This window comes from Desulfohalobium retbaense DSM 5692 (assembly GCF_000024325.1).
Classification (GTDB): Bacteria; Desulfobacterota; Desulfovibrionia; order Desulfovibrionales; family Desulfohalobiaceae; genus Desulfohalobium; species Desulfohalobium retbaense.
Map to the genome: position 1 here is coordinate 2,726,809 of NC_013223.1, position 17,175 is coordinate 2,743,983.

General features: G+C 58.9%; 15 protein-coding genes. 6 read left to right on the forward strand and 9 right to left on the reverse strand.

Annotated features, from left to right (window positions below; genetic code table 11):
• Positions 1-13 precede the first annotated feature (13 nt).
• From DRET_RS11930 to hcp, 3 genes are all read right to left on the reverse strand, one after another.
• On the reverse strand, positions 14-571 hold the full coding sequence (locus DRET_RS11930; protein WP_015752800.1) for a cytochrome c3 family protein: 558 nt from the start codon (positions 569-571) through the stop codon (positions 14-16).
• 340 nt (positions 572-911) lie between these two features.
• A complete protein-coding gene (locus tag DRET_RS11935) occupies positions 912-1,712 on the reverse strand; it encodes a transposase (protein ID WP_015752801.1) in 801 nt (266 codons plus the stop codon).
• A gap of 56 nt (positions 1,713-1,768) precedes the next feature.
• A complete protein-coding gene (hcp, locus tag DRET_RS11940) occupies positions 1,769-3,457 on the reverse strand; it encodes a hydroxylamine reductase (protein WP_041282659.1) in 1,689 nt (562 codons plus the stop codon).
• A gap of 323 nt (positions 3,458-3,780) precedes the next feature.
• Here hcp and DRET_RS11945 point away from each other — a divergent pair, with 323 nt between their 5' ends.
• A complete protein-coding gene (locus tag DRET_RS11945; RefSeq protein ID WP_015752803.1) occupies positions 3,781-4,692 on the forward strand; it encodes a DMT family transporter in 912 nt (303 codons plus the stop codon).
• A 201-nt stretch (positions 4,693-4,893) separates the two neighbouring features.
• Positions 4,894-5,322: a hypothetical protein gene (locus tag DRET_RS11950; RefSeq protein ID WP_015752804.1), complete on the forward strand. Its 429-nt coding sequence runs from the start codon at positions 4,894-4,896 to the stop codon at positions 5,320-5,322.
• Positions 5,323-5,559: 237 nt separating this feature from the next.
• Here the strand turns inward: DRET_RS11950 and DRET_RS11955 are convergent, their stop codons facing one another.
• Complete coding sequence (locus DRET_RS11955; RefSeq protein WP_015752805.1) at positions 5,560-6,906, reverse strand: glutamine synthetase family protein; 1,347 nt, start codon at positions 6,904-6,906, stop codon at positions 5,560-5,562.
• Between the two features lie 1,004 nt (positions 6,907-7,910).
• Here DRET_RS11955 and DRET_RS11960 point away from each other — a divergent pair.
• The 4 genes from DRET_RS11960 (at position 7,911) to DRET_RS11975 (ending at position 13,049) form a co-directional block, all read left to right on the forward strand.
• A complete protein-coding gene (locus DRET_RS11960; RefSeq protein ID WP_015752806.1) occupies positions 7,911-8,381 on the forward strand; it encodes a periplasmic heavy metal sensor in 471 nt (156 codons plus the stop codon).
• Positions 8,382-8,505: 124 nt separating this feature from the next.
• Positions 8,506-10,227: a two-component system sensor histidine kinase NtrB gene (locus DRET_RS11965; protein WP_015752807.1), complete on the forward strand. Its 1,722-nt coding sequence runs from the start codon at positions 8,506-8,508 to the stop codon at positions 10,225-10,227.
• A 67-nt stretch (positions 10,228-10,294) separates the two neighbouring features.
• On the forward strand, positions 10,295-11,671 hold the full coding sequence (locus DRET_RS11970) for a sigma-54-dependent transcriptional regulator (protein ID WP_015752808.1): 1,377 nt from the start codon (positions 10,295-10,297) through the stop codon (positions 11,669-11,671).
• 736 nt (positions 11,672-12,407) lie between these two features.
• Positions 12,408-13,049 carry a peroxiredoxin gene (locus tag DRET_RS11975; protein ID WP_015752809.1) on the forward strand — a complete coding sequence of 214 codons (642 nt, stop codon included), beginning with the start codon at positions 12,408-12,410 and terminating at the stop codon, positions 13,047-13,049.
• Between the two features lie 176 nt (positions 13,050-13,225).
• On the opposite strand, the gene DRET_RS11980 is transcribed toward DRET_RS11975, so the two are convergent.
• The 5 genes from DRET_RS11980 to DRET_RS12000 form a co-directional block, all read right to left on the reverse strand.
• The gene (locus DRET_RS11980; protein WP_015752810.1) at positions 13,226-14,056 is read right to left on the reverse strand and encodes an amino acid kinase family protein; all 831 of its coding nucleotides are present in this window, start codon (positions 14,054-14,056) and stop codon (positions 13,226-13,228) included.
• Positions 14,053-14,268 (reverse strand): hypothetical protein, encoded by a 216-nt coding sequence (locus DRET_RS11985; RefSeq protein WP_015752811.1) that lies wholly within the window; start codon positions 14,266-14,268, stop codon positions 14,053-14,055. The genes DRET_RS11980 and DRET_RS11985 overlap by 4 nt, the downstream gene beginning before the upstream one ends.
• 187 nt (positions 14,269-14,455) lie before the next feature.
• Entirely contained in the window at positions 14,456-15,469 is a 1,014-nt protein-coding gene (locus DRET_RS11990) for an ABC transporter ATP-binding protein (RefSeq protein ID WP_015752812.1), read from the reverse strand.
• Entirely contained in the window at positions 15,470-16,165 is a 696-nt protein-coding gene (locus DRET_RS11995) for an ABC transporter permease (RefSeq protein WP_015752813.1), read from the reverse strand.
• 86 nt (positions 16,166-16,251) lie between these two features.
• Positions 16,252-17,157 (reverse strand): ABC transporter substrate-binding protein, encoded by a 906-nt coding sequence (locus DRET_RS12000; protein WP_015752814.1) that lies wholly within the window; start codon positions 17,155-17,157, stop codon positions 16,252-16,254.
• Positions 17,158-17,175: the final 18 nt, after the last annotated feature.

Sequence of the window (17,175 nt, forward strand, 5' to 3'; positions counted from 1 at the left end):
CTACATATGTACATCACAACGAACCGCTGTTCCGGTCCTGGACTTCCGGGTCATAGGCGTAATTGTCCTTCGGAAAATGGACCAGATCGTCGTGACAATCGACGCATTTTTTTTCATACCCCGGCCGGGGATAGAGCACCGCTTTGTGGGCCAGCATCGCCCCGCGCTTATAGGGCATCTCGAGAAGATTCCGGTGGCATTTCTGGCATTGGGCGTTATCGATGTCCTCATAGGCCCGTTCCCGGTTCTTCTCGTGATCGTATTTGGAGGTATCCATGGTGAAGTGTTTCACCACGTCCTTAATACCGTGGTAGGTCTTGGCGTAGAAAAAATCGAACGTGTCGTGGGGGGCTGGAAGGTGACAATCCATGCAATCGGCCACAAACCCCTTGGGATTGTTGGCATGGGTCGACGTCTTCCAGGTGTTGTAGGCGTATTCGATCTCATGGCAGGAGGCGCAGAACTGCGGCGTCGAGGTCCTGACCATTGTATAATAGGCCATGCTGAAAAGCGGAAACGCCAGGACCAGGCCGAGCGCTACAAACAGGGCCGGTTTGAACAGGCGTCGCATAGATCCCCCTTCTTGCTCAGATTCGGCACAGACACCCCGAGGAGGGCAATTGCAACATACCGCTCTCGGATCAGATGGCAACCCTTGAGGACCTTGCGCAAAGTTTGAACCAATACGGAGACGGATCACCTGCAAAATCCTGCGGTTGCGCGCACACAGAAATACTGGCTCTTCGTCACAGGGCATGGAATTTCAGACGGCAAACTCCAAAAATCCACAGAATCCGTCAAAGAACCAAAATACTCAGGCCCCGGTTCGACACGGGAAAACAGACAACGATGTTCAGAGAAGAGAAAGGGGAATTCTGCAACAGGCAAGGCGGGACAATCGTTCAGGGCCGCTAGCGCGGTCCCTTCACGCGTCGGCACAGGGCAGCGAGCGCCCGGTCAAAAAACCGCTGCACGATCCCGGTATTCCAGCGCCACTCCATCTCTTTGAGATACAATGGGAAGCGCTCCGGAGTGATGCCGTGAAATCGGGCCAGACGCGGACAAACAAAATCCCAGAACGGAGAGCTTCCCCAATTGTATACAGGGATGTCCTCCAGACGGTGTTCGCACATCCGGCACAGGGCTGGCGTGGCGCAGAACACGAGATGCGTGTATTGCTGAAAAGCGGAGGTGATAACCACATTGCCGCATCGGGAACAGGCAAGCCCCATCTCCCACATGCTTTGCACCGGCAAATCCGGGACGGGGACACAATGGTAGCCGCCTGGCGAGATCTGTATCCCGAACACCGGGGGCCGGGTCGTCTCAACGGGGCGGGCTGCCAAAAAAGAGGGATCCAAGGGGCAGGGAGGGGCAGCAGACAGCGCCTGGCGGATGATGCTGACGCCCTTATACGCGGTATTGTAGGCCACATTGAGCCGGGAGCTGATCTTCCTCAAGGGGTATTCCCTGGCGAACAGATCGGTCAGACACAGCCACTTCCGGGCTGAAAAGCCGCTCCGGGCCAGCCAGCGGCCCGTGAACAGGCCGAAAGTGTAGCGGCAGGAACGACACCGCCAGCGGCCATCAGCCAGCCCGGCGACCTCGTTGCCGCACCGCAGACAGACGATCCCGTCCGGCCAGCAACGGTGTCCGAGCAGTTCTCTGGCGGCGCCCTCATCGTGCCAACAGGAAGTGATCTCAGCGTTCATGGTGACCTATCGAGACAGCCCCGGCTTACCGCAAAGGCAAGCCGGGGCCCCGTGTTTTATCCAAGGATGGCCTTGAGATCTTCCTCCGGAGTGGAGATGGGTTTGATGTCGAAGTTTTCGACCAGATAATTGAGTACGTTCTCGCTGACGAAAGCCGGCAGCGTCGGACCGAGACGGATGTCCTTGATCCCCAGAGACAACAGGGTCAGCAGGATGGCCACCGCCTTTTGCTCGTACCAGGACAAGACCATTGACAGCGGGAGTTCGTTGACCTCGCAGTCAAAGGCCTGGGCCAAAGCCACGGCGATCTGGATGGCCGAAAACGCGTCGTTGCACTGTCCGACATCCAGCAGACGGGGGAGGCCTTCAATGCTGCCCAGGTCCTTGTCGAAGAACCGGAATTTGCCGCAGGCCAAGGTCAGGACCACGCAGTCCTCGGGGACCTGATCCACGAAATCCTCGTAGTAACTCCGTCCAGGTTTGGCCCCATCGCAGCCACCGACGAGAAAGAAATGCCGGATCTTGCCCCGTTTGACCAGGTCCACGACCTTGTCGGCGACGCCAAGTACGGCGTTGCGGGCAAAGCCGACCATGACCGACCCGTTGTCGGTGTCTTCAGGAAAACCGCCCATTTCCAGAGCTTTTTCGATCAGTGGGGTAAAATCCTTGTCCGCGCCGATATGCGTGGTCCCCGGCCAGCCGACAAGACCGGTGGTGTAGATCCGGTCTGCATACTCCTCGCGCGGCTTCTGGATGCAGTTCGTGGTCATCAGGATCGGCCCGGGGAATTCCTTGAATTCCTGTTGCTGATTCTGCCAGGCGGTACCGAAGTGCCCATAGAAATGGGGATATTTTTTGAGTTCCGGGTAGCCGTGGCAGGGCAGCATCTCCCCGTGGGTGTAGATCTGAATACCCTGACCCTCAGTCTGCTTGAGCAGCAGTTCGAGATCATGCAGGTCGTGCCCGGAGACACAAATGGCCGGCCCTTTTTTGGCCCCCAACGGGACCTCCGTCGGGGTGGGGTGGCCGTATTTGCCGGTATTGCCAGCATCCAGGAGCTCCATGGCCTTCATGTTCGCCTGGCCGCAGTCCATGGTCAGTTGGACCCAGTCCTCAAGACCGAGATCCTGGCGCAGGGTCGCGGCCAGCAGCCGGTGCATCTCCGCATAGAACACCTCGCTCTCCTGCCCCAGAATGGCAGCATGATCGGCATAGGCGCAGGCCCCCTTGAGACCGTAAATGACGGTTTCCTTGAGGGATTTGATGTCCTCGTTGGCCTCTGGGTCGTCCGGAATGCCGTGCTCGTGGCCCTGCCGGATCATCCCTTCAAGATCAGCGGCCGGCTGGAACGTCGCCGGTCCCTCAGGAAACGAGATGGCACTGTCTTCGGCCAACCCGACGGCTTTTTTGATCTTGGCCCACAGGCCAGCATCGCCTTCGGCGGCCTGGTTGAGCCGGGACTTGAGATCGTCGCGCAGTTCCACAGCCCGGCGGACCAGAGGAACAAAACGCTCGGCGTCGAAATTGACATTGGTCAATGTCGAAAACGTCCCTTCGCAGACGAAACGGTCGGCTGCGTTGTCTGTAATGCCTTGCTCACGCGCGGCATGGGCGACCTGGGACAGCCCTTTAGTGGCGTAAATCAAAAGATCCTGCACGGCTGCGGTGTCCGCGTCCTTGCCGCAGACCCCTTTTTTCGTACAGCCAGTGCCGTGGGCCGTTTGCTCGCATTGGAAACAAAACATGTCTAAATTCATAGATCTCCCTCCTATGGATGTTCAGGCCCGGGCCGGAACGGCCGGCGGGCCATGTGGGACCGTGTCGATGTGTCCAGTTGCTACGCCAAAAGGGACATCTCTCCTTTGACCTGAGTCAAAAACACATTTTTTTTCCATAACCGCCATTGCCAACGGGGCCCAAAACAAAAGAGAGACTTGCGCGACGAAGCGGCCGCCCCTACAGTGCCGGGTTTTGGTCGGGCCATCCTTGATCTGACAAGGATTTATTTCGCAATACTACAGGTATCCGCCGTCTCCGGGCAACCCCTTCAAGAGGATAATCCGAGCCCATGCAGAAAACGACGTTCTCCCCTTCTGTGCTCCCCACCTTGGCTCTTCTCGGTGCCGTTTTTCTCTGGGGAAGCTCTTTTTCGGCCATGAAAGTTGCCGTTGCCGCTTTTGGTCCCCTTTTTACCGTCTGGTCCCGGATGTGTATCTCCACGGCCCTGTTTGTGCCGTTGAGTTGGAAACTGCTCAAAAATGGCGGGCCTGGCCGCGACTGGGGCTGGATTCTCCTGGTCGCCATCTTTCAACCCTGCCTCTATTTTCTGTGTGAAGGGTTTGCGGTCCACTACACCACTTCGGCCCAAGCCGGGATGGTCTCCGCGGTCCTGCCCCTTCTTGTGGCCGCAGGGGCTCACCTCGTGCTCAAAGAGACCAGCGGGCCGGGCATCTGGATCGGTGGCGGCCTCTCCTGCCTGGGCGTTGTCTGGCTCACGTTGGCCTCCTCACCTTCAGCCACCGCCCCCAATCCATTTTTGGGAAACACCCTTGAATTTGCAGCCATGCTCAGTGCCGCCGGATATATGCTCACAGTCCGACGCCTGGCCGGGCGCTACAGCAGTTGGTTGTTGACCGGGCTGCAATTTTCACTGGGCGTCCTGTTTTTCCTGCCCGGTGGCATGCAGGGGCCAAGCGGCGGTTGGCCGGAAACAGTATGGCCCTATCTCCTGTTGTTGTATCTTGGGGCCCTGGTCACTCTCGGGGCCTTTAATCTGTATAATTGGGGAATCGCCCGGGTCCCGGCCGGTCGAGCCGCCACCTTCGTCAATCTGGTTCCGGTAACCGCGGCCGTGCTGGGCGCCCTCTTTCTTGACGAGGTCCTCTCAACCTCGCAGATCGCAGCATCGATTCTGGTCCTGGCCGGTGTCGCCCTGGCGCAGTCGACATTCCTGGAACGTACGGCCCGGCGCCAGAGATAATGTTCCCGGAGTTGTCTCCCCCTTGCCAGCATCGCTGCTTTGGCGCATAGAAGGAGAAGGAAACCACGATCGAGTTTCTTGGTTCGGGTGCCCACAATCCGTGAAACCGATGCCGCGTCTTGAACACAATTCCGGCATCGGGCCCATTCGGCAGGCCTCACGGATCCAAATGGCCACCCCTTGCGCTTGTAAGGAGGTCCTATGCGTATCCAGCACATTCTCGTCGCCTGTCTGGCAGCAACCTTTGTCTTTTGCACGTTTTTGCCCTCCCTTTGGGCCCAGCGGCCGAACGCTACGGAAACGCCTCCCGGCTGGGAACAGCGGGAAGCAGCCCAGGAACGCGGCGCCAGTCAACGCGATCCCCAGGTCGATAAACGCTTGCGGGAGAAGTGGGACCAGCAGCGTGAACAACGGGAAATCCGGGAGCGGGAGCGCCATGAGCGGGAATGGGAGAGTGAAACCGAATCCTGGCCGGAGTGGCTGCGCAAAAACGGCGAGGGCAATGCAAGCTGGGAGAAACGTCGTCAACGGTGGCGGGAAGAAACCGGCAATATCAACGCCACACGCCGCGGCGATTCCCAAGGCCGCGGACGCGGCAGAGGACGGGGACACGGGCGGTCGTCACAATAAGACTGCGGTCCTCGGACGCGTCATCGAAAAAAGTCCCGCTGTATTCCCACGTCAGGACTGGAGAGACGGCTGTGGGCTCTAAGTGCGCCCTCGCGGCCCATCCTGGCCAATTGCCGGGAAAGCGCAGAATGGGGTGAAAAACGAGTTTTTCGAGTCTCTCAACACAAACGCCGCAGGCCGCCGGGATTTCCCGGCGGCCTGCGGCGTATTCGAGCATGGAGGTGAGGGGAACCGGACTTACAGGACCGGCAAATACTTTTCGATTTCGTAATTGGTGACCTGGGTGCGGTAGTTGTCCCATTCGATCTTCTTGTTCTCAATGAACTTGGTGAAGATATGTTCGCCCAGGGCTTCCTTGAGCAGTTCGCTGTCTTCCATGGCGGCAACGGCTTCATGCAGGCTGCCGGGGAGGTTCTCGATCCCACGGTCGGCGCGTTCCTGATCGTTCATTTCAAAGATGTCGGCTTCGACCGGATCTTCCAGGGTGTAGCCTTCCTCAATGCCCTTCAGGCCGGCGGCGAGCATGACCGCAAAGGCGAGATAGGGATTGCAGGCCGGGTCCGGCGAACGCAGTTCGACACGGGTCGCGGCTTCCTTGCCGGGTTTGTACATCGGCACGCGCAACAGGGCAGAGCGGTTGCGGCGGGCCCAGGCCCCATATACCGGGGCTTCGTAGCCGGGCACGAGACGCTTGTAGGAGTTGACCCACTGGTTGGTCACCGCAGTGAGCTCGGGAGCGTGGCGGAGCAGGCCGGCGATATACTGCTTACCGGTTTCGCTCAGGCCGTATTCGTCCTTGGTGTCGAAAAAGGCGTTTTTGCCGTTTTTGAACAGGGACTGGTGGACGTGCATACCGCTGCCGTTTTCACCAAAGATCGGCTTGGGCATGAAGGTGGCGTAGACGCCGTGCTTGCGGGCGACTTCCTTGACGATGACCTTGTAGGTCACAGCGGTGTCGGCCATTTTCAGGGCTTCCTGATAGCGCAAGTCGATCTCGTGCTGGCTGGGGGCCACTTCGTGGTGGCTGTACTCAACCTGGATGCCCATCTTGTTCAAAGAAAAAATGATGTCCCGGCGGATGTCGTTGGCCAGATCCAGGGGCGGAGCGTCGAAATAGCCGCCAAAATCCAGGGTTTTCGGCTCACGGGAATTCTCGAAGAGGAAGAACTCCAGTTCCGGGCCGACATAATAGGAGTAGCCCTTTTCAGCGGCCTTGTTGATGAGCTTTTTCAGCACATACCGGCCATCGCCTTCGTACGGGGTTCCGTCGGGGCGCTTGATATCGCAGAACATCCGAGCCACCGGGCGGTCGGTAGGACGCCAAGAGACGGCCTGGAACGAAGTCGGGTCAGGGAAGGCGACCATATCGCTTTCGTGGATGCGGGAAAATCCTTCAATAGAGGAACCATCAAAGCCCATGCCCTCTTCAAAGGCCTCTTCGAGTTCGCTCGGCGTGACCTGAAAACTTTTCAAGGTGCCCAGCACATCAGTAAACCAGAACTGGATAAAGCTGATGTCGTTTTCCCTGACGGCCTTGAGGACGTCGTCGGCATTCTTGCAATTGAAAATCGGGGTTTCGTTCATTGTGTCCCTCCTGGGTCGTGGTTGGGTTTCTCTTCACTGTAAGCAAAGCTGTGCCAAATTGCGAACTTTTCTTTGCATTTCAGGGTATTAACACTTGCAACCGGGGCAAAGCCCGGTTGCAAGTGTTTTCATTTTTGTCAAAACACAATCTTGCAAAGATCCAATATTGACAAAAACGAAAAACTGCTCTCAGCATACCCCTTGCCTGGTGCTGACGCAAGCCGCTTTTCCGATCCCCTCCCTAGCCGCTCGTCCTGCCGCACTGGCAGCCTTCCCGACAGATGCCCTGCCTAATTCGCCACAGTCCACTGGGAGGTTTGTGTCTGTTCCCGGCAATGGTGCCTTCAACCGATTCCAAACCCCGATCCTTTTCGGCTCTTCGTCACAGAGCATGGAATTTCAGACGCAAAAGTTTGCCGTCTCTTCTGTGTGCTTCGAGCGAAAGGCCCGCAGATTTTCTTGGTCCCGCCAAAAGGGGGAAACCGGACCGCGAACTGAATGCTCCCTGGCGGATTTTGATGCAACAAGGGCCATCTTCGACACCTGGAGTTCTGCTTTACTTGAGAGTCCGGAGGGGGCAAGGATCCCCCTTTGGCGGGATTGAGAAAATACCGGGCCGAAAGTGGACACACAGAAGAGACGGCAAACTCCAAAAATCCACAGGATCCGTCAAAGAACCCCCTTTTCGGGCCACATCCTGAGGCCCTCAGTTTACGCCTCTTGCATGGCAGACTGGCATCGACCGCTGCCTTCCAGCGAGATGCCTCACTGCGTGCCAAACTGCGAAACCAATCCCCTCGTGCCGGAGTGCAATCTTTCGCCTTCCTGGATTGCACATGCCCGGCCACGGCTGTGCAGCGCATTGCACAATCCTGTGCGAGCCTGAGGCCTCTCAACTCAACCACCCGAAATGTAAGATAAAATATTTTGGCACGCCCAATGCATTATCTTAAGCCACAGTGATTTTCCTCAACCTCTTGCGCTCTTGTATAAGGAGTTTGTTTATGAACCGTAAGTCTTTCACCCTCCTGGCTTCCTTGCTTCTGCTCGTCGTGGCTGGTTCAGCCTGGGCCGGTCCGGGTCACGGCTTCAAAGGCCGCCAGGGCACCCCGCCCTGCCTGGCTGGTTCCCAGCAAGGCGGCCCCGGGATCTTCGCCCAGATTCCGCCGGAACAGCACGCCGCAGTCCAGGGCATCCTCGAGACCCATCAGCAAAAAGCCTTTGTCCTGCGCCAGGACCTGATCAGCAAGCGAGCCACCCTGCGCGGTCTCATCGCTGATCCCGACAGCACCCAGAACGCGATTGATACGGCGGTCGAAGCGGTCAACGACGCCCGAGGCAAGCTGTTGAGCGAACGCACCGCCTTTCAAAGAAAACTCCAACAGGAAACCGGCCTGCCCGCCTTCGGCCAGAGAGCTGGAAAAGGGTCCTTCCACGGTCAACGTGGTTTCGGGCCGGGCGCCTGCTGGCGCTAATCTCCGCCTCCCTTCCTCCTGCCGTTGCCCCGCAGACCGCTTCTGGTCTGCGGGGCTCTTCTCAGTTAGGATCACTCCAGCATTCCACCTTGAGCGTTCTCAGGCCAGCTGAACAAGGACCACTATGCAGATACTCAATCGCTTCTCCTGGAAACAGACGGTCTTGTTTTCCATTGTCGTCCTTATCGTCCTCGGCCTGAGCCTGAGTATCCTCACCTGGCAGAACCTCCGCCAACAACGCCAAGCCATCGACCGCCACGTTGCGCTGGCCGCCCGGTCCATCGCTCGCGGTGTCCAGGCCAATCTTTTCCGCGGCATGCGCACCATGCGCATGCACCAAATGCGGGGCAACTCCCAGGAACTCCCGACCTTGCGCCCCGCGGCGGACATGCTTTTGCAGGACTTGGTCCAAAACGGCGACCTTGTTTTCCTCCAACTCCGGAACCCGGACGGCAGCGTCGCCCTGACCTCGCCCATGTCCCAAACCGTGGATATCCCGGCGGGCGCCCGCCAGGCCATTCGCCAGGGCCGGACCTGGAACGCCCAGATCGACTGGCGGAGCAAACGGACACTGCTTTTCCTGGCCCCGACGCGCCCCCATCTGGCCCCCTTGTGCTCCGAAGGCCAGAGTGCCCAGTGTTCCCCGCAGACCCCCCCGTTTCTCGTTCTCGGCCTGGACATGGAAGACCACTTGGCCCTGTATTCGCGCTACCGCCGCAACGCCGTTCTCCAATCCGGCTATGTGCTCGTGGTTGCCCTGGCCCTGTGGGGACTGGCTCTGGCCTATCTCCGCCGGCGACAACAGGGACGACGCGTCGATGTTCTGGAAACCTTCCAGACCGCCCTGCTCGACACCATGCCCGAAGCCCTCTTGACCCTGGATGCCAAGGGCCGCATCCAAAGCGTCAACCGCGGAGCCACCCAATTATTCGCCAGTCCGGCCGCGGCGATTGTCGGCAAGCCGTGGCGCGAGGCCTTGCCCCTTTTTGGCGCTGCCGAGGCACCGGACACCGAATTGCCTCGCAAATGGACCAAAGTCCATTTCGGGACCAAGGAGGTTGAAGCCGTTAGCGTGCCCCTGGAGGCGCCGGATGCGGACGCTGCCACGCTGCTGTTGCTTCGCGACCGCACTGAACTGGCCGAGCTTGAAAAGGATCTCGAAGAAACCCGGAAGCTGGCGACCATCGGCCGTCTCGCTGCGGGCCTGGCCCATGAGATCCGCAATCCCTTGAGCGCCCTGAGAGGGTTCGCTCAATATTTCGCTGGAAAATTCGCACCTGAGGAACAGGCCCATACCTACGCCCAGACCATGGTCCGCGAAGCCGACAGGCTGAACCGGGTGGTCACCGATCTGCTCTACATGGCCCGTCCCCAGCCGCCGCATCCCCAGTCCCTCTCTTTACGGGCCCTGGCAGAAGATCTCGAACGCCTCCTGGGATTCGATCTCAAACAGCACAGCACCACCTTTGCCCTGGATCTGGAAACGGACCATGTCTGGGCCGATGAGGAGGGGCTGCGCCGCATTCTGCTCAATCTGCTGCTCAACAGTTTAAGCGCTCTCCCGGAAGCCGGGGGACACATTACCCTTGCGACGCAGTCCTCCGGGACCGGTATCTGGATCCTGGTTCGCGACACCGGACAGGGCATGGACGAAGCGACCAGGGAACAGGCTTTGGAGCCGTTTTTCACCACCAAAGACCGGGGAACCGGCCTCGGCCTGGCCCTGGTCCACCGCATTGTCCGCGACCACGGCGGCAGCCTGGAAATCCGGACTGCTCCTGACGCGGGCACTGAAGTGGCCCTGTTTTTTCCCGGCCCCGACCGCGCCCCAACCGAAGCGCAATAGCCTGCGCATTGCCCGCAATGCGGCACGGCGCGGCCGTCTCAGCAAATGCCTCTCAAGGAGAACGAGCGTGCAGAAAACCGAATCCCCCGACACTCCCCGCGTTCTGGTGGTTGATGACGAAGAAGCCTTGCGACTGATGCTCCGCGCCGTTCTTGAGGAGCAGGGCTGGGAGGTGGATGAGGCCGCCAATGGCGAGAAAGCGTTGCACCGGGTCACTGCCCTGGAGCCGCAGGTCATCGTTCTCGACATCCGTATGCCTGGGATCAGCGGGCTTGAGGTCCTGGGGCGGCTCCAGGCCGACTACCGCCACATCCCTGTGATCATGCTCACCGCTTACGGGACCGTGGACACGGCCGTGGAGGCCATGAAACTCGGCGCTTTCGACTTTCTGGCCAAACCGGCGGACAACGAGGAGATCATCTCGGTGCTCGACCGGGCCCTGGAATACAGCCGTTACCTGCGTCGGGAGGGGCCGGAGGCCCAGCCCCCGGTCGAGGGCAGTCAATTGGTCGGCGACAGCGCAGCCATGCGCACCGTTTTTGAATTCATCCGCCAGGTCGGTCCCAGCGAGGCCACAGTGCTTATCCAGGGGGAATCAGGGACCGGCAAAGAGCTAGTGGCCGAGGCTCTGCATGCGGCAAGCCACCGCGCTTCAGGCCCTCTGGTCAAAGTCAACTGCGCGGCCCTGCCGGAAAACCTCCTGGAGAGCGAACTTTTCGGTTACGCCAAAGGCGCCTTCACCGGAGCGGCCAAGGACAAGCCCGGCCGATTCCAACTCGCCCACAAAGGGACCCTGTTTCTGGACGAAGTTGGGGAAATGGCGTTGCCGCTCCAGGCAAAATTGCTCCGAGCCCTGCAGGAACGCCTCATCGAGCCCTTGGGCGGTGTCCGGCCCCAGGAAGTCGATGTCCGCGTCATTGCGGCCACCAACCTCCACCTGGAGCAGGCCGTCGAGGAACACCGCTTCCGTCAGGATCTGTATTACCGCCTCAACGTCCTTGAAGTCCGCCTGCCCCCGCTGCGGGAACGCAGTGAGGACATCCCCCTTCTGGTAGGCCATCTGCTGGAAAAATTGGCCGAGAAGAACAAGCGTCGTCCGCCCCGGGCGACCCCGGCCTTCCTCCACGCTCTGCAGGGCTATACCTGGCCGGGCAACGTGAGGGAGTTGGAAAATGTCCTGGAACGGGCCCTGATCCTGTCCACGGCAAGCACTCTGACACCTGAGGACCTGCCGCCCCAGATCCTGGACCACTCCCCCGCAGGTCCCGCCGAGCCGGTCGCAGCCGGCGGCAATGGCATCTCCCTGGACGCTGCCGAAAAACAGGCCATCATCCAAGCCCTGGAAAGCAACGGCCAGCACCGGGAACGGACGGCCCAGGCCCTGGGGATCAGCCGCCGAACGCTGCAGTACAAGCTGCGCAAATACGGACTGACCTCACGCTGAGCTTGAAGTAAAGCGGCATCCCGGCGGGCGAACCCGATGCCGGGATGCCGCAACCTCTCTGGACGGTCTGAGCCCGAAAAGGCGGCCACCATCATTTGCCGTCCTCATGTCCTGGCTTGTTTTTGAAATCCTCCTGTTCCCTCGCTCTCCAATCGCACTCCTGAACCCATCTTTGCTTGCCTCAAAAGACCTGCTCCTGGTATCTCAAGGACAAAGCCTGAAACTGGCTCTTCGTCACAGGGCATGGAATTTCAGACGCAAAAGTTTGCCGTCTCTTCTGTGTGCTTCGAGCGGAAGGCCCGCACATTTTCTTGGTCCCGCCAAAAGGGGGAAACCGGACCGCGAACTGAATGCTCCCAGGCGGATTTTGATGCAACAAGGGCCATCTTCGACACCTGGAGTTCTGCTTTACTTGAGAGTCCGGAGGGGGCAAGGATCCCCCTTTGGCGGGATTGAGAAAATACCGGGCCGAAAGTGGGCACACAGAAGAGACGGCAAACTCCAAAAATCCACAGGATCCGTCAAAGAACCCTGAAACTCGGACTGACCCCCACACCGGCTCACGGATCGAGCAGTGAGCCTTCTCGAGCCGTTTTTTGGGAGGGAGCGGACGTGGAGCAGGAAATTTGCTTTTTTGTTCTCAAAAGGGGTTTACAACCCTCGCAAAGGTATGTTTAAAGGACTTCAACGAACTTGATAACAATTATCATTCTTAAAAACACAACGGAGGTTCCCCATGGAAAACAGAATTCCCCTGCTCGGTGAAAAAATGCCCCAGCTCGAAGTGACCACCACCCACGGTACGATCAACCTCCCGGGCGACTACTCTGGAAAATGGTTTGTCCTTTTCAGCCACCCGGCCGACTACACGCCTGTGTGCACCACCGAATTTGTCGCCTTCCAGCAGCGCAGCCAGGAATTCAAGGACATCGGCTGCGAACTCATCGGCCTGTCCATTGACCAGGTTTTCTCGCACATCAAGTGGATCGACTGGATCAAGGAAACCTTTGACGTGGACATCGAATTTCCGGTCATTGCCGACGACATGGGCAAGGTTGCTGCCCAGTTGGGCATGGTCCATCCCGGCAAAGGAACCAATACGGTCCGTGCCGTCTTCATCGTCGATCCGCAGGGAGCGCTACGGACCATGCTCTACTACCCCCAGGAAGTGGGACGGAACATGGACGAGATTCTGCGGACCGTGAAGGCCCTGCAGATGTCGGACACCAACGGCGTGGCCTGCCCCGCCGGCTGGCCGAACAACGAGATCCTCGGCGATCGGGTCATCATTCCCCCGGCCACCGACCACAAAACAGCCAAAGAGCGCAAAGCGCAATCCGATTGTTACGATTGGTGGTTCTGCCACAAAATCGTGTAACACCCGGGTCTTCCAGACCCCTCTCCTCCCTTCCTCGGCCCGGGGCGCAGCAGCGCCCCGGGCTTTGTTATCTGGAGATCACCACGACACAGCCCCCTGTCCGGCCTCCAGCAACGGAGCAGACAGGGGGCTGTGTCAAACCACAGGCTCAGGGAATCGCTGCCGACGATCCAGGCTTACCCTTTGCGGATGATGGTCCCGACATGCTCGCCGGACAGGGCTCGGGTCACGTTGCCCTCCACCATGCCGTTGACGATCTGGACATGGTCCAGGACCTCGCTGTGCTGCAGGATCTCCAGGCACGGTCGTTCAATGACCAAATCATCGAAGTCGCGCTCGAGCAAATCGCTGGCAGTGATTTCCGGGATGAATTCGGCATCGGGATCCTTTTTGGGATCAGCTGTATACAGCCCTTCTTCGTCCTTGACGAAAAGCACTGACTCCGTGCCCAGCAGATCACCGAGCACAACAAGACCGACGTCCGTGCGGTGCACGGGTATGCGTCCCTTTTCCGGACGGATAGCGAAATAATCGTACGGCGGCATACCGTGCATGACCGGGATGATCCCTTCAGCAAAATAGGCCGGCAATTTGACGATATCGCTGTGACTGATGCGGATGCCGCCCCAGGGCGAGAGCAGCGTGGCGATCATCAAAGCGTTTTGCTCAGAGATCATGCTCCCGAATTTGGCAATAATTCCTGTGGGCATGCCCATCTCCAGGCCAATATTGTAGATATGCCGGCTCCGGGTTCCGCCCCCAGTGACGATGACCATTTTGTGGTCCTGGCGGCAGGCCACGACTTCTTTGAGCAGGGCCGGCAGGGCCTGGGCTCCGCGGTCGCAAATGGACTGCCCACCGATCTTGAAAAGCTTGACCTCCGGATAGAGCCGTTGTTGTGGGGCGACCTCCAGATTGTCCAAAAATTCTTTGCTGACCAGGCTTTCCCCCATCAAGCGACTTTTGACATGCAATCGCTTTCCATCCCTGTCCCGCACCAGACTCATACGTCCCCCTTGTCCGTTTCCTGTTCGCCACCTGCCGGAAGCAAGACCAACTCGGCCCCGGTCCGCGTGGCGATGGCCTGTAGCTCGCTGTACCGCAGATGTCTGGCGTAGAGCCGCAGATCGCAGCCTGCCACACCGACAACCCGGAACCGGGGTTTCTTTTCTCCGGTTCCGACCTTGTGCCGCTGTTTGTAGAAAATCATCCCTGCCATTGCGTCGCTCCTTTGCTCTGGTCCGTTCTGCTCCAGCCAGTCCACAGCCCTCCTGGTCCCCCGGTACAAGACAGTACTTTTTTTCCTGACACAGGTATGCCTATAGCAGGGGGCAACAGGTGTGCACAAGCGAAACAGAAGTCATTGGGATGTTTAAACGGCTTGCGAGACAAAAATGCCCCATCAACTAGAGGATATGGACCGCACGAGAGGGAATTCTGAGAACCGTCTCACGGCCGATCCACCATTTGTCCAGTTCCGGAGTTGCCTTTTTGTACAGGACATTGATGGGCAGACCGACATCCACTTGGAACCTGATATGTTTTCCCGCGTCGCTGATCTGCGTGATTCGCCCGGGCCAATACCGGCTATCGGGATGGGGTTCGGCAGCTCCTTCCAGTAATTCAAGTGCCTTAGGATTCAAAGAAATCTTGAGGTGTGTGGCATCGTCGCAGGAAACCGGGAGTGAGAGATTCGCCCCGAGCTGGCACTGGGAGACGCCGTCCTCTCCGGTCAGGACCTGGCCGGAAAAAACATTTTCATACAGACTGCGGCTAGCGCGGCCGTCAAAGAGGTAGAGCGTGTTCTGGACCAGCTTGGCCGCCAGCCGCTGATCGTGCGTGCAGAGAATGATGGTCATCCCGGTCTCAGCATGGATGTCCTGGACGATCCGCTCCAGGGCGATCTGGTGTTCCACGTCCACACTGGCGGTGGGTTCATCCAGACAGAGCACCCTGGGCGAGCAGGCCAGTGCCCGTGCCAGGGCCACCCGCTGGGTTTCCCCACCGGACAGGCGCCACGCCCTGGCCTGCAGAAATTTGCGCATGCCCACCAACTCCAGGCTCTGTTCTACAAGGCGGCGGCGCTTGGTTTTCGGCACGCCCCGAACTTTGAGGCCGTAGCCGACATTGGCCTCCACCGAGGTGGTAAACAAAATGGGATGCTGGTCCACGAGAATGACTTCGCGCCGCAAACGGCGCAACTGGTTCTGGGACTGAAAGTCTACCGGTTGCCCGTCGTAGAACAGGGTTCCGCTCGTAGGGCGGTCCAGAAAACTCAAAATGTGCAAAAGGGTTGTTTTCCCCGCCCCATTGGGGCCGAGCAGGCCATGAATCCGTCCCGGCTCAAGGGCAAAGCGCTCGAGATCCAGGACCCGCCTTTGGCCGAAAGTTTTGCGAATATGGCGCCCGACAAAAAGCATTTATTTCTCCAGCCGCCCCTGACAAAGGTTGAGGATGATATTCACCGCCAGACTGATGCTGAGCAGGACCACGCCCAGGGCTACGGCCAGGACAAACTCCCCTTTATCGTACTCCAGGGCCATGGCCGTGGTCATGGTCCTGGTAAAGCCACGGGCATTGCCGCCAAGCATCATGGCCACGCCGATTTCGGCGATCGCCCGACCGAAGGCAGCGACCACGGCAGCTCCGATCCCGTAGCGGGCTTCCCGCAGGACCAACACGGCCGTCTGCCAGGTATTGGCTCCCAGGGTCAGGGCGGCCTTGCGATATCGCGTATCGATGCGGCTCAGAGCAGAAATGGTAAATGTGGCCACAATCGGCAGGACGAGCAACGTCTGCCCGATAATGATCGCTTTTTGGGTGTAGAGCAGATCGAGGGAGCCGAGAATGCCGCGGCGGGAAATGAAGGTGTAGACAAAAAGGCCGATGACCACCGTGGGCACAGCCAGGAGGGTGTTGAAAACGGTTATCACGCCCCGGCGCCCCGGAAAACGGGCCATGGCTACTGCAAACCCGACCGGGATCCCGAACAGTGCCGCCAAGGCGGTAGAACTCATGCTGACCTTCAAGGAGACGCCGACAATAGTCAGCAATTCGGGGTCCATCTCCCGAATGAGCAAAAAGGCCGAGCGCAAACTGTCGAGAAAAAATTGCATACCTGGCGCCTGTCCGGTTGCAGGGGGAGAAAGCAAGGCCCCGAGAACACCCGGGGCCTTGCAAACGCATCATGTCGGACGCACAGCTAGTTCACGTTCGGCATCGCATCCGGATAAAAGAGCTGCTTGCCGAGCAGCTTGTAGTTCGCGATCAGGGACTGGCCGCGCTCGGAGACCAGCCATTGGGCAAACTGCTTGGCCAGATCATATTGGACGTGGGGGTAACGGTCCGGATTGACCGGGATCACGCCGTAGGGGTTGTACAGGTCTTCGTCGCCCTCGCAGAGTACGGTCAGGTCAAGCCCGGCATCGCGTCCAAGCTTGTACTTGAGATAGGTGCCACGGTCGGCCATCGTGTAAGCCTGTTTTTCCTCGGCAAAGGTGATGGTCTTGCCCATGCCCTGGCCGATGGAGAAGTACCAGGTGTCGCCTTCCTGCGCCGGCTGGACAAAAGTCAATTCTGTTTTTGACCCTTTTTTGACAATGGTCTTGGTGATTTCTTCCAAAGCCACGTCGCTGCTTTTCCACAGGATCTGTTCCTTGGTGTGCGTCCCGCTGTCGTCACCACGGGAGATGAATGGAGCGCCGGCGTCGGCGATGTTTTCCAACGCCTTTTGCGCGTCGCTCATGCCCTTGATTCCGGCTGGATCGCCATTGGGACCGATAATCACGAAATCGTTGTGCATGACCGCATACCGCTTTGTCCCGTAGCCTTCTTCGACAAAGGCCTGTTCACGGTTCTTGGCGTGAACAAAAATCACATCCACGTTGCCGTCCTGGCCGTCGCGGATTGCGGCGCCTGTGCCCTTGGCGATGACCTTGACCGAAATGCCGGTGTCCTTTTTAAAGGCCGGCAGCAAAACATCCAGCAACCCCGATGCCTGCGTCGAGGTGGTCGTGGACATCTTCAGGACCTTGTCCTGGGCAGTGGCGTTCGCGGCCAACCCAAGTGACAGACAGACAACAGCAAGTACAAGCAGGACTTTACGCATAGTTTCCCTCCCAAAGGT